The sequence below is a fragment of the Mycobacterium florentinum genome, from assembly GCF_010730355.1.
Lineage (GTDB): Bacteria > Actinomycetota > Actinomycetes > Mycobacteriales > Mycobacteriaceae > Mycobacterium > Mycobacterium florentinum.
The window spans coordinates 3997624-4009085 of the sequence record NZ_AP022576.1 but is presented as its reverse complement, the minus strand read 5'-3'; the positions used below and the strand labels follow the sequence as shown (position 1 = coordinate 4009085).

General features: G+C 66.0%; 12 protein-coding genes. 8 read left to right on the top strand and 4 right to left on the bottom strand.

What is annotated here, in order from left to right; genetic code table 11:
• Positions 1 to 7: 7 nt before the first annotated feature.
• The 4 genes from G6N55_RS19025 (at position 8) to G6N55_RS19010 (ending at position 3588) form a co-directional block, all read left to right on the top strand.
• Positions 8 to 772 carry an SDR family NAD(P)-dependent oxidoreductase gene (locus tag G6N55_RS19025; RefSeq protein WP_085225010.1) on the top strand — a complete coding sequence of 255 codons (765 nt, stop codon included), beginning with the start codon at positions 8 to 10 and terminating at the stop codon, positions 770 to 772.
• A gap of 108 nt (positions 773 to 880) precedes the next feature.
• Entirely contained in the window at positions 881 to 2257 is a 1377-nt protein-coding gene (lysA, locus tag G6N55_RS19020) for a diaminopimelate decarboxylase (RefSeq protein WP_085224896.1), read from the top strand.
• An 11-nt stretch (positions 2258 to 2268) separates the two neighbouring features.
• The gene (locus tag G6N55_RS19015; protein ID WP_085224894.1) at positions 2269 to 3171 is read left to right on the top strand and encodes a rhomboid-like protein; all 903 of its coding nucleotides are present in this window, start codon (positions 2269 to 2271) and stop codon (positions 3169 to 3171) included.
• 204 nt (positions 3172 to 3375) lie between these two features.
• On the top strand, positions 3376 to 3588 hold the full coding sequence (locus G6N55_RS19010; RefSeq protein ID WP_085224893.1) for a hypothetical protein: 213 nt from the start codon (positions 3376 to 3378) through the stop codon (positions 3586 to 3588).
• A 283-nt stretch (positions 3589 to 3871) separates the two neighbouring features.
• Here G6N55_RS19010 and ligD read toward each other — a convergent pair whose 3' ends face one another.
• Positions 3872 to 4912: a non-homologous end-joining DNA ligase gene (gene ligD / locus G6N55_RS19005; RefSeq protein ID WP_085224891.1), complete on the bottom strand. Its 1041-nt coding sequence runs from the start codon at positions 4910 to 4912 to the stop codon at positions 3872 to 3874.
• A gap of 37 nt (positions 4913 to 4949) precedes the next feature.
• Here ligD and G6N55_RS19000 point away from each other — a divergent pair, with 37 nt between their 5' ends.
• From G6N55_RS19000 to G6N55_RS18990, 3 genes are all read left to right on the top strand, one after another.
• Positions 4950 to 6026 carry an ATP-dependent DNA ligase gene (locus G6N55_RS19000; protein ID WP_085225008.1) on the top strand — a complete coding sequence of 359 codons (1077 nt, stop codon included), beginning with the start codon at positions 4950 to 4952 and terminating at the stop codon, positions 6024 to 6026.
• 180 nt (positions 6027 to 6206) lie between these two features.
• Positions 6207 to 6518, top strand: a complete 312-nt coding sequence (locus G6N55_RS18995) for a DUF732 domain-containing protein (protein WP_085224889.1) — start codon at positions 6207 to 6209, stop codon at positions 6516 to 6518.
• Positions 6519 to 6767: 249 nt separating this feature from the next.
• The gene (locus G6N55_RS18990) at positions 6768 to 7100 is read left to right on the top strand and encodes a DUF732 domain-containing protein (RefSeq protein WP_085224887.1); all 333 of its coding nucleotides are present in this window, start codon (positions 6768 to 6770) and stop codon (positions 7098 to 7100) included.
• 21 nt (positions 7101 to 7121) lie between these two features.
• On the opposite strand, the gene G6N55_RS18985 is transcribed toward G6N55_RS18990, so the two are convergent.
• Positions 7122 to 8399: a cytochrome P450 gene (locus G6N55_RS18985; protein WP_085225006.1), complete on the bottom strand. Its 1278-nt coding sequence runs from the start codon at positions 8397 to 8399 to the stop codon at positions 7122 to 7124.
• A 79-nt stretch (positions 8400 to 8478) separates the two neighbouring features.
• Between G6N55_RS18985 and G6N55_RS18980 the strand changes: the two genes are divergently transcribed.
• A complete protein-coding gene (locus G6N55_RS18980; protein ID WP_085224885.1) occupies positions 8479 to 9558 on the top strand; it encodes a DUF2330 domain-containing protein in 1080 nt (359 codons plus the stop codon).
• On the opposite strand, the gene G6N55_RS18975 is transcribed toward G6N55_RS18980, so the two are convergent.
• Positions 9542 to 10027 (bottom strand): NUDIX domain-containing protein, encoded by a 486-nt coding sequence (locus G6N55_RS18975; RefSeq protein WP_085224883.1) that lies wholly within the window; start codon positions 10025 to 10027, stop codon positions 9542 to 9544. The genes G6N55_RS18980 and G6N55_RS18975 overlap by 17 nt on opposite strands.
• A gap of 5 nt (positions 10028 to 10032) precedes the next feature.
• Positions 10033 to 11388: a WS/DGAT/MGAT family O-acyltransferase gene (locus tag G6N55_RS18970; RefSeq protein ID WP_085224881.1), complete on the bottom strand. Its 1356-nt coding sequence runs from the start codon at positions 11386 to 11388 to the stop codon at positions 10033 to 10035.
• Positions 11389 to 11462: the final 74 nt, after the last annotated feature.

Here is an 11462-nt window from a genome sequence, read left to right as displayed (position 1 = left end):
CAACGACATGTCTTCTGTTCTGATCACCGGTGCCAGCCGCGGCATCGGCCGCGCCATCGCCGCCGAGTTCGTCCAGCGCGGGTATCGGGTGGTGGCGACCGCGCGCGATCCGGGCACGCTGGGCGGCCTCGACGTCGACGAGCGACTGGCCCTCGACGTCACCGACGACGCCAGCGTGCGGGCAGCCTTCGCCGCCGCGGGCGATGTCGACATCGTGATCGCCAATGCCGGGGTCATCTTCTACGCCGCCGTCGAGGCGATTCCGCTGCCGGAGCTCAATCGCATGTTGAGCCTCAACACCATTGGCGCCGTCCGGGTGGCGCAGGCGGTGGTGCCGCAGATGCGCGCCCGCGGCGACGGCAAGCTGCTGTTCATGTCCAGCGTCATGGGTCGGATCGTGCGGCCACCGGGTGCGGCCTACGCCGCGACGAAGTGGGCACTGGAAGCGCTCGTCGAGGCGCTGGCCATCGAGGTCGAGCCGTTCGGCGTCCAGGCCGCGCTACTGGAACCCGGCGCGGTCAGCTCCGGCGCCCTCGACAACGTGACCACCTACACGCTGCCCGACGATCCCTACGCGGCGATTCTGACCGGCGGCGGTCCGCGGGCCGGGATGATCACTCCCGAGCAGGTCGCCACCGAGGTGGCCGACGCCGCCGAACAGCCCCGACTGCCCCTGCGCATTCCCATTGGCGATGCCGCGCGAGCGCTGATGGCCGCGCGCAAGGCAGCACCCGACGACGTGCCGTTCGGGACGGCGAAGGCCGCCAGCTAGGCGTGCGGGGGCGGCTCACTCGTCGCGAACCGTGAAGATTGATCACCCGGTTGTGAAAAATCCGTTAAGAACGTGGCGAGACGGCGCCGCACACCTCAATTTGGAAGCATGACGCAGTTCGAGCTGCTTCCGTCGCTTTCGCACGGATTGAGCCCGCACCTCGATCGCGCCATCTGGCCGTTGAGCGCCTCCGTCGACGACCTGGGCCGGCTGTGCGTCGGCGCGGTGCCCGTCACCGAGATCGCCGCCGACTACGGCACGCCCGCCTACGTGGTGGATGAGCTGGATTTTCGGGCCCGGATCCGGGGCTATCGCGCGGCGCTTCCCGAAGTTGAGCTGGTCTACGCCGCCAAGGCACTGCTGAGCACCGCGGTGGCGCAGTGGGCGGCCTCCGAGGGTGCCGGCCTCAACGTCTGCTCGCCCGGCGAACTGGCCACCGTGTTGACCGCCGGGGTGGCGCCGTCGCAGATCGTGCTGCACGGCAATGCCATGACCGGCGCCGAACTGCACGACGCGGTCGACGCCGAGGTGGGCCGCATCGTCATCGACTCCCCGAACACGATCGCGCTGCTGGCCGCGCAGGTGCGTCACCGCCAGAACGTGCTGATTCGGGTGATCCCCGGCATCGAAGCCCACGGCGGGGCCGGGCTCGGCTTTACCGTGGCGGATGGCCGGGCCGCCGGTGCCGTCCGGCGCATTCTGGATCAGCCCTGGCTGAACCTGGTCGGGCTGCACTGCCACCTCGGGTCGCGGATTACCGACCCGCGGCGCTACGGCCCGGCGATCCGGCAGTTGGTGGCCCTGATGGCCGAAGCGCGCGATCGCCATGGCGTCGTGCTGAGCCAGCTCGATCTGGGCGGCGGCCACGGCGTCCCCTATGTGTATGGCGATCCCGAACTGAGCCCGCACGCACTCGCCGAGGTCGTCGATTCCACGCTTCGGTCCGCGTGTGCCGACTACGGCTATCCCCGCCCGCAGATCGTGATGGAGCCGGGCCGGGCGATCGCCGCGCGTGCCGGAATAACGCTGTACCGGGTGATCGACGTCAGACATCGGCCCGGCGGGCGCACCTTCGCCGTCGTCGACGGCGGCATGGTCGACAATCCGCATGAGGGGCTGCGCGGCGTGAAATACACAGCGGCGCTGGCCAACCGGCACTTGCCCACTACGACTGCGCCCGTGACGATTGTGGGCCGGCAATGCGAATCCGGCGAAGAGATCGCGCGCGACGTCGAGCTGGCCACCGACATCCACCCCGGCGATCTGCTGGCGCTGGCTTGCACTGGCGCCTACCACTATTCGATGGGGTCGGCCTGCAACCTGGTCGGCCGTCCGCCGCTGATCGCCGTCGCCGGCGGTCGGACTCGCCCACTCGTACGCCGGGAAACCGTCGCTGACCTGCTGGCGCGTGACTGTGATTGGTCTCACCAGAAGCACCGACCGGGTTCCGTCACAATGGTTGTCAACGAGGCGAGGGGGAAATAGGCGTGGCTGACATGGCTATGAACCCGCACGCCGATCATTGGCCACCAATCGCGACCCGGGCCGCCCGGGAAGGTGCAGCTGCGGCGCTGCGCATCGAGAACCGCCGGACGACGCTGAGCTCACGGGTGCTGTCTGTCGCGGCGTGGTTGCCGGCCACCATCGTGTACGCCGTCATGTTGCTCGGGGTGTCCTTCCTGCTGACGGTGCTCGGTCCGCACACCCACGACGTCGCGGTGCGCGAGATGAGCACCAATTTGCACAATCTGGCCCACGGCCACATCGTCACGCTGGTCGGCAGCGCGTTCCTCAGCGACGGCGGCCACGTCCTGTTCTGGCTGCCGGGGCTGGTGTGCTTGCTGGCGCTGGGCGAACTGATCTGGCGCAGTAGGGGTTTGGTCGTCGCGTTCGCACTCGGTCATATCGGTGCCACGTTGGTCGTCGCCGCCTGGCTGACCACCGCCCTGAAGGCGGGGTGGCTACCGATGTCCCTGGCGCGCGCCACCGATGTGGGGATGAGTTACGGCGCGGTGTGTGTGCTGGGGGCGCTCACGGCGTCGATACCGTCGCGCTGGCGGCCGGTCTGGATCGGTTGGTGGCTCGGCAACGCCGTCGCCGCGGCGTTGAGCGCGGACTTCACCGCGGTTGGGCACGTGATCGCGCTGCTGCTCGGTATCGCCCTGTCCTTCCGGCTGCGCTCGATCTCGCAATGGACGCTGCTCCACTCTGCCCTGCTCGTGGTCGGCTCCGCCTTCGGGTACATGGTGCTGTGCGGGCCGGCCGGCCCGGCCCCGACAGCCGGCGCGGCAGGTGCGCTGATCGCAGTCGTCGCGGCCTGGATATTGCGCTCACGCGACGGCGCGCCCGAAACATTGACGGGCCAGCCGGGATTTGTGCCGCAGCCCGCACAGTCGTAATCGAGCGCGAGTTAATTCGCGGCGTCGCCCTTTCTGAATCGGCGGGCGAACTCATAGGGGATTCCCGCGAATTCGGTGCCGCCATTCCGTTGGCGTTTTCCCGATCACCGCGGGAGCCCACAACCGGACGCATCCTCAGCCGGGATATATGATCGAAACACACTGTGCAACAACATTTTTCACCGCACGCGTAGAATCGAACGGATGAACTTGGTCGAGTCGATCCACCGCGGCCTCAACTGGCTGGCGACCCCGCACTACCTCGAGCCTCATCTGGAGATGGAAACCCGGCCTATCGGCCACACCCCGCTGGAAATGGAGATCGTCTACTGCGCGTTCGCCGGCGGCGGCGCAACGCTGAAGTTCCCGGTGACGATGATGATCCTGCCGGCGGGTGCCTCACCCGTCAGGGACTAGCCCGTGCAGACGTAGGGGGTGCAGTCGATCGTCAGGGGGATGTCGCATCCCGCGGTCGCGGTGGCGGTCGCGGCGAGGATCGCCACGATCAGGAGCTTGCTCTTCAGACCGGACATGACTACTACTTCGTTCCTTCCTGGCCGCCCCCGGCTCGACCGCCGTAACTCCCCCAAAGCAACGCCGCGATAATTTGATATCAGACTGCCAGAATAGGCCATCCACGTCGTCGGTAATTGCAGAAAATAATCACGACCCCGCAGTGCGCGCCGACGAACGCCTTCATTCAATTCGACTTGTTTTTCCTGGTCAGATCGGTATCGCGACTCGGTTGTACTCGTTTCGGCTCGCCGGGCATTTTGGGGTAATTCGGCGGGTAGGGCATATCGCCCAGGCCGCGCTCTTCGTCCGCCTCGACCATCTCGAGCAATGGAGTAAGCGATTGGGCCTTCCCGTCCATGCCGGCCCACGGGTCGTCGCGCCCCTGCACGAGGTCCGGCACGGTTGCCATCGTGTAGTCGTCCGGCTCCGCGCCGGCTAACTCATCCCAGGTCAGCGGCATCGACACGGTCGCGATCGGCGTCCGTCGCACCGAGTACGGCGAGGCCATCGTGCGGTCCCGGGCGTTTTGGTTGAAGTCGACGAATATCCGCTCGCCGCGCTCCTCCTTCCACCACGACGTGGTCACCGCGTCCGGCGCGCGGCGTTCCACCTCACGCGCCAGCGCGATGCCCGCCCGGCGCACCGCGATGAAGTCCCAGTCGGTGGCGATCCGCAGAAACACGTGGATCCCGCGGCCCCCGGACGTCTTGGGATAGCCGACGAGGCCGAGCTCGTCGAGCAACGGCCGCAGCACGTCCACCGCGACCGAACGCGCCTGCTCGAAACCGACGCCGGGCTGGGGGTCAAGGTCGATGCGCAGCTCGTCGGGGTGCTCGGTGTCGGGGCAGCGCACCTGCCACGGATGCAGCGTGACCGTGCCCATCTGCGCCGCCCAGACGATCGCCGCCGGATGCGTCACCATCAGCGCGTCGGCGGTCCGTCCCGACGGGAAGGTGACCCGGCAGGTCTCCAGATAATCGGGATGATGCGCAGGAATCCGCTTCTGGTAGATCTCCTCGCCGTCAATGCCGTCCGGAAAACGCTGCAGGTGGGTGGGCCGGTTACGCAGGGCATCCAGCATCGGGCCGCCCGCCACGGCGAGGTAGTACTCGACAAGCCGCCGCTTGGTGCCCTTAAACCCGAGCTTCGGGAAGTACACCTTGTCCGGGTTGGAGAGTCGCACCGAGACGCCGTCGACGTCGAGCTCTTCGGGTGCCGCAGCCATGTCTCGATTCCAGCACGCCGCGGGTCAGAATGAACCAATGGACTTGCCCGTGATGCCGCCGGTTTCGCCGATGCTGGCCAAGTCGGTCAAAGCGATCCCCCCGGACGCCTCGTATGAGCCCAAATGGGACGGCTTCCGCTCCATCTGCTTCCGGGACGGCGATCAGGTGGAACTGGGTAGCCGCAACGAGCGCCCGATGACCCGGTATTTCCCCGAGCTGATCGCCGCGGCCCAGGCCGAGCTGCCGCCGCGGTGCGTGATCGACGGCGAGATCGTGATCGCCACCGACCACGGTTTGGACTTCGAGGCACTGCAACAGCGCATTCACCCGGCCGATTCGCGGGTGCGGATGCTCGCCGAGCACACCCCCGCGTCGTTCATCGCCTTCGACCTGCTGGCGCTCGGCGACGAGGATTTCACCTCGCGTCCGTTCAGCGAGCGGCGTGTCGCCCTCGTCGACGCTGTGCCTGTTTCCGCGGCCGGATCGGCCGGGGCGTTTCATGTCACACCGGCAACCACGGATGTCGAGACGGCGCATCTCTGGTTCGACGAGTTCGAGGGGGCCGGTCTCGACGGCGTCATCGCGAAGCCACTGACCATCACCTACCAGCCGGACAAGCGCGTCATGTTCAAGATCAAGCACGAGCGCACTGCCGACTGCGTGGTCGCCGGGTATCGAGTGCACAAGTCCGGCGGCGACGCGATCGGGTCGCTGTTGCTGGGGCTCTATCAAGATGATGGCCAGCTGGCGTCGGTCGGCGTGATCGGCGCGTTTCCGATGGCCGAGCGGCGGCGACTCTTTACCGAATTGCAATCGCTGGTAACCACTTTCGATGATCATCCGTGGAACTGGGCCGCCCACGAAGCCGGCGAGCGCACCCCGCGCAAGAACGAGACGTCGCGGTGGAACGCCGGCAAGGACCTCTCGTTCGTCCCGCTGCGCCCCGAGCAGGTGGTCGAGGTCCGCTACGACCACATGGAAGGCCGACGGTTCCGCCACACCGCGCAGTTCAGCCGCTGGCGCGCCGACCGCGATCCACGCTCGTGCACCTACGAACAACTCGAACAGCCAGTTACTTTCAGCCTGAGCGATATCGTCCCCGGTCTCGGCTGAAAGCGCGGCTCGGACGGCGTCCAATACCCGATTTAGTACGCGCTCGGCAGCTGCGCGAGCGGCTGCTCGCCGTGGTGCGTACAGCATCTGCACAGCGATCTAGAAGCGAAAACCCGTTGCGGCGCCGGCTACCTGCGCGGATCGTAGGTGTCTAGATGGTTAACGGAGAGAAGTCAACAGATGAACTCGACGGCATTCTTGACGCCTTCTGCCATGGCGATCTTGGCGGCCATCGCACTTTCGTCGGGAACGCCGGTCGCACATGCGACCAAACCCGATGACTTCCTTAGCCTGGTGCGCGCAAATGGGGTCGGACTGCATAAATCGGATGCGGCCCTGATTGAGGACGCGCAGGAAGTGTGCGCCATGCTCGACTATCAGGAGTCGCCCTACCAATACCTTGTCCAGAACTCCGGTCTAAATGCACAGAAGGCCGCTATGTTCGTTGACGTCTCGGTCAAGTACTTCTGCCCGCAGCTGACCCCCGGATAAGCAACGGGCTACCAGTCACCTTCGCCCCGAGCGATATCGGGCCGAACCTTGGAGAAACGGCCAGATCGGAAAAGCCGATAGCCCGGCCGAGCCTTGCCTGTCGACATACAGGCAAACGCCGTCACGGTGGGTCATAATTCATTACCGCTTGTTTGGTCCACGTGCACCGAAGCCAGTTATGGTCTCCCTCCGTACTGAGCGACGGGCGGAAGCAGATCCTTAAATGAATTGGTCGGAAGGAAGTCAACGATGAACGCTGCGGCGGCCGTGAAGAAGCCCCTGGCCATAGGAATCCTGGCGGCTATCGCGCTTTTCGGGGGTGCGATGCCGGAGGCACATGCAACGACGGCCGACTTCCTCAACCAGGTACGGGCTGCCGGGATCGGGGTCGGCGCACCGGATGGCGCCCTGATCGAGGACGCCAATGAAGTGTGCGCGATGCTCGACTACCAAGAGGCGGCGTACCAATACCTCAATCAGCATTCCGGTCTCGACAGGAATCAATCCGCGCTGTTCATCACCGCATCGGTCACAAACTTCTGCCCGCAGTACGCGCCCCGAATGGGCTTGCCGAGCAGCTGACACCTCGGTTGCGGGACGGAGCTAGACAGCGACGGTCAGCTCCGATAGCCCCCGCAGGGTGACGTTCGCCTTGTATTGCGGTTCGCTGCCCAGCCGGGCGTCCGGAAAGCGCGCCGCCGCCTCCGACAGGGCAATGCTGGCTTCCATCCGTGCCAGCGGCGCGCCCAGACAGTAATGCAGGCCACGTCCAAAACCCAAGTGCCGCAATGTTCCCCGATCGGGATCGAAGGTATCCGGCCGGTCGAACTCGGCCGGGTCCCGGTGTGCTGCGGCGAGCAATAACATCATCACGTCGCCCTCGGGCACCTCGACTTGTCCAATCTTCATGTCTTCGAGGGCAATTCGGCCCACCATCTGAACCGGCGGGTCGTATCGCAGGGTCTCCTCGATGACCGCCGAGACACGGGTCCCGTCCGCGCGCAACGCCGCCCATTGCGACGGCTCGCGCAGCATCGCCAGGACCGCGTTGCCGATCAGGTTGACCGTGGTCTCATGACCGGCAACCAGCAACAGCAGGCAGGTCGAGACGATCTCCTCTTCGGTCAGCTGGTCACCGGACTCCTCCACCGCGATCAGACCCGACATCAAATCCTCGCCGGGCCGCGAGCGACGGCGGTCGATCAGGCCGTGCAGATACTCCCGCAGCCACGTTCCGGCGTCGAGGCGCTCCTGCAGACCATCCGAGGCCGAGCCGGTGAACGTGACGAACGGATCCAGTGCTTGCGCAAGCAATCCCGAGGCATGGCTGAATTGCGGCTCGTCTTCCAGTGGCACACCGAGCAGCCGGCAGATGACGGCCACCGGCAGCGGGTACGCGAAATCTTCGATGACGTCGAAGCTGCCCTTCTCGGCGATCGCGTCGAGCAATCCGCCCACCAGGACACTGATGTCGGGCCGCAGCGCATTGACCACCTTCGGCGCGAACGCCTTGCTGACCAGCTTGCGCAACCGTGTGTGATCGGGGGGATCGAGGAACAGAAAACCCGGCGGCGGTTGCGCGGGTGGCGGCGCACCGGATTCGATGAGTTCCCGGATCTGTGCTTCAACCTGCTCCTGAGCGCGCGCCGATTTCATCCGGTCGCTGCTCGACGCCGGGTGCCGCAGGGCGTCGTCGCAGTCCCGGTAGGTCGAGAAGACTGCGAGATGCGCCTCGGGCAGCAGGATCGGTCCACCGTCGCGAATCTGTGCGCACAGCCGATACGGATCGGCGCGATTCGCCGGGTCGAGAAATCCGAATAGCAACTTTTGCGATTCGGCTTGGTCGGCGGGCCCGGCGGGCTGAATCGGCGCAGTCGTCATGGACACATTGTGCATGTCGCACCTTAAGCCGCAGCGAGAACAGGGTGACCAGGCGCTCTTCAGCAACTAGCATTGCGCCATGAAGATACCCCGCACATGCGGGTTGGGTCTGGTCGCCGTCGTTCTGGCTACCCTGGCCAATGTGGCCATGGCCGCTCCGGGCTACGCATGCGCGTGCGGTGCGATCGTCCCTCCCGTCGGCGGCCAGGCCGCCATGAACCACGAAGTGGCGCTGCTGCATTGGGATGGATCCAGCGAAACCATCGTCATGCAACTCGCCCTGAATGCCGACACGAACAACGTCGCCCTGGTGGTGCCCACCCCGACCCCGGCGACCGTCACCGAGGGTGACAAGGCGACATTCGCCGAGCTGGAGACCCTCACCGCCCCCAGGGTCCAGCAGCGCCGGCACTGGGTGCTGGGGCAGGTGGGCTCCAGCGCCTCCGCGCCTCTCGAGGCCGCGGCTCCCCGGGGCCCCACGGTGGTCAACCAGGTCCACCTCGGGCCGCTGGAGGCCACCACGTTGGCCGGCGGTGACCTGAGCGGATTGCAGAAGTGGTTGGACGACAACGGTTATGCCATCCGCCCGGCGGTGTCGGACGCGCTGGGCCCGTACGTGCGCGACGGGTGGTCGTTCGTCGCGATCCGGCTGACGAGTTCCGACCCCATCGTGGGCGGCCTCAACCCGGTGCGGATGGCCTTCCCGTCGAAGCAACTGATCTATCCCATGCGACTCTCGGTCGCGGCCGCGAGTCCGCAGCAAGTCACGATCTTTACCCTGTCCGATCATCGACAGCAGCGCACCGACGCCGACGCCGCGGCGCAGGCCGGCCAGTCCGTCCAAGTCCAGTTCGCCGGCAACGTCTCCGCCGACGTGCGGGACACGCTGCTGCGCGAATTGTCCGCCGACCACGGCGGCTACCTGACCAAGCTCCAGGTGAATATCCCCAAGCCGGCGCAGATCTCGTCGGATTTCAGCTTCGCCAACGCGGCCAACGATGACGCGTACCGGCAGGTGCTATACGTCGACCACAACGCCGTCATCCCGATCGAGCTGATCGTGTTCGCCGGATTCCTGTTCGTCGTGATCGCGGTGGCGGTGCCGGTCGTCATCTTCGCGATGCGCAGGCGCGGGCAGCGTGCTAACACCCTTCGGTGAGGCCCGTCAGCTCCGGGTGCGCCATCAACAAATCGAGGTAAGGTCGTTGTCCCTTAAGCAATTTGGCGTGTGCCTGTGCCACCGGGAACCATTCCACCCGATCGACTTCGGGAAACTCGCGCACCTTGCCCGAGCCTTTCGGCCACTCCAATTCGAAGGTGTTGCTGCGCGCGTCGCCAACGTCGAGGTCGCCCCGGACGGCGAAGGCGGTGACCACTTTGCCGCCGGGTTGTTTCAAGGCACCGAGGTCGAGGCGCGGTCCGGCCGGGACCGGTAGCCCCAGCTCCTCGGAAAACTCACGCCGCGCCGCAGCCCAGGGATCCTCATCGTCGGCGTACTCCCCCTTGGGAATCGACCACGCGCCGTCATCCTTGCGAGCCCAGAACGGGCCGCCCGGATGCGCGAGCAAGACTTCGACGACACCGTCGCGGATGCGATACAACAGCACCCCCGCGCTGAGTTTGGCCACCCGGCTCAGACCCCGACGGCGCGTTCCAGGTCTTTGAGCGACGACTCCAAATGCGCGAGCAGGCGCTGTAGGTGCGGCACGCTGCGCCGGCATCCGACCAGACCGAAATCGAGCTTGTCGGCATTACTGACCAGCGTGATGTTCAGTGCCTGGCCGTCGAGGATGGCGGACAGCGGATAGCTTCCGTCCAGTCGTGCGCCGCCGTAGTACATCTGCTCGCGGGGTCCCGGAACGTTGGAGATGATGATGTTGAAGGGCGGCGCCGTCGACGTCACCCATCCGGGAACCGCCGACATCGCCAGCGCACTCATGTTCACCGCGGACAACGCCAACGCTTGAGCTCGCGGCAACTGGGAGAACACCGTCTTGTTCTTGTGCATGGACTCGCTCACGGTCTCCAGCCGCTTCGCCGGGTCCTCGATGTCGGTGGCCAGGTTGCACAGGATCGCCCCGACCAGGTTTCCGCCGGCGTCGGCCTCGTCCTCCCGGCGCAGGCTGACCGGGACCATCGCCAGCAGCGGCGCCTCCGGCAGGGCGTCCTGCTCCAGCAGGTAATAACGCAGGGCACCCGAACACATCGCCAGCACGACATCGTTGAGCGTGGCCCCCGCCGCGTTCTTGACGTTCTTGATCCGGTCCACCGACCATGACTGCGCGGCGCAGCGCCGGGCCCCGCCGATCTTGACGTTGAGCATGGTGCGCGGGGCGCCGAACGGCAGCGTAAGTTGCTGTTCGAACAGCGCGGCGCGAGCCAGCATGACCGTCGACGGGGCAAGTGCCGCAAGGGATCCCGCCGTATGCATCAGCGAGCTCAGCCGCGACGACGGCGCCGGCTTACGTTTCGGTTTGCGCAGGTTCCAGGGTGCCCGGATCTCGGTGTCCTCAGGGTCGTTCGACAGGGCGCGCTGCATCAGCTTCAGGGCCGAGACGCCGTCGATCAGCGAGTGGTGCATCTTGGTGTAGATCGCGAAGCGGCCGTCCTTGAGTCCCTCGATCACGTACGCCTCCCACAGCGGACGGTGGCGATCGAGCAGGGCGCTGTGCAGCAGCGAGGTCAGCTCGAGCAGATCGCGGACCCGCCCCGGCGAGGGCAGTGCGGAGCGCCGGACGTGATAGTCGATGTCCAGGTCCTTGTCGTAGGACCAGCCGAGGTTGGCGATCCCGCCCAAGAAGGTCGCCGGGCGCTTGAGAAAGGTCGGCTGGAAATCCTGCTGGACGACCAGGCTGTCGTAGAACTCCCGCACGAACCCCAGACCGGCACCCTCTGGAGGCTCGTACAACGACAGGCCCCCGACGTGCATGGGATGCTCACGGGATTCACCCAGCAGAAAGACCGAGTCGGTGGGGCTCATCAGTTCCATTTGCCAATTAGACGCCTACTGGCAAGCACCCGCCAGCAATTTCTAGGAAGGGTTGTGCGGCAACAAGATCGGCC

Bases quoted from the DNA above. Each gene is read 5' to 3' on its own strand.
- G6N55_RS19025 (WP_085225010.1), top strand. From the start codon at position 8: ATGTCTTCTGTTCTGATCACCGGTGCCAGCCGCGGCATCGGCCGCGCC.
- lysA (WP_085224896.1), top strand. From the start codon at position 881: ATGACGCAGTTCGAGCTGCTTCCGTCGCTTTCGCACGGATTGAGCCCG.
- G6N55_RS19015 (WP_085224894.1), top strand. From the start codon at position 2,269: ATGGCTATGAACCCGCACGCCGATCATTGGCCACCAATCGCGACCCGG.
- G6N55_RS19010 (WP_085224893.1), top strand. From the start codon at position 3,376: ATGAACTTGGTCGAGTCGATCCACCGCGGCCTCAACTGGCTGGCGACC.
- ligD (WP_085224891.1), bottom strand. From the start codon at position 4,912: ATGGCTGCGGCACCCGAAGAGCTCGACGTCGACGGCGTCTCGGTGCGA.
- G6N55_RS19000 (WP_085225008.1), top strand. From the start codon at position 4,950: ATGGACTTGCCCGTGATGCCGCCGGTTTCGCCGATGCTGGCCAAGTCG.
- G6N55_RS18995 (WP_085224889.1), top strand. From the start codon at position 6,207: ATGAACTCGACGGCATTCTTGACGCCTTCTGCCATGGCGATCTTGGCG.
- G6N55_RS18990 (WP_085224887.1), top strand. From the start codon at position 6,768: ATGAACGCTGCGGCGGCCGTGAAGAAGCCCCTGGCCATAGGAATCCTG.
- G6N55_RS18985 (WP_085225006.1), bottom strand. From the start codon at position 8,399: ATGACGACTGCGCCGATTCAGCCCGCCGGGCCCGCCGACCAAGCCGAA.
- G6N55_RS18980 (WP_085224885.1), top strand. From the start codon at position 8,479: ATGAAGATACCCCGCACATGCGGGTTGGGTCTGGTCGCCGTCGTTCTG.
- G6N55_RS18970 (WP_085224881.1), bottom strand. From the start codon at position 11,388: ATGGAACTGATGAGCCCCACCGACTCGGTCTTTCTGCTGGGTGAATCC.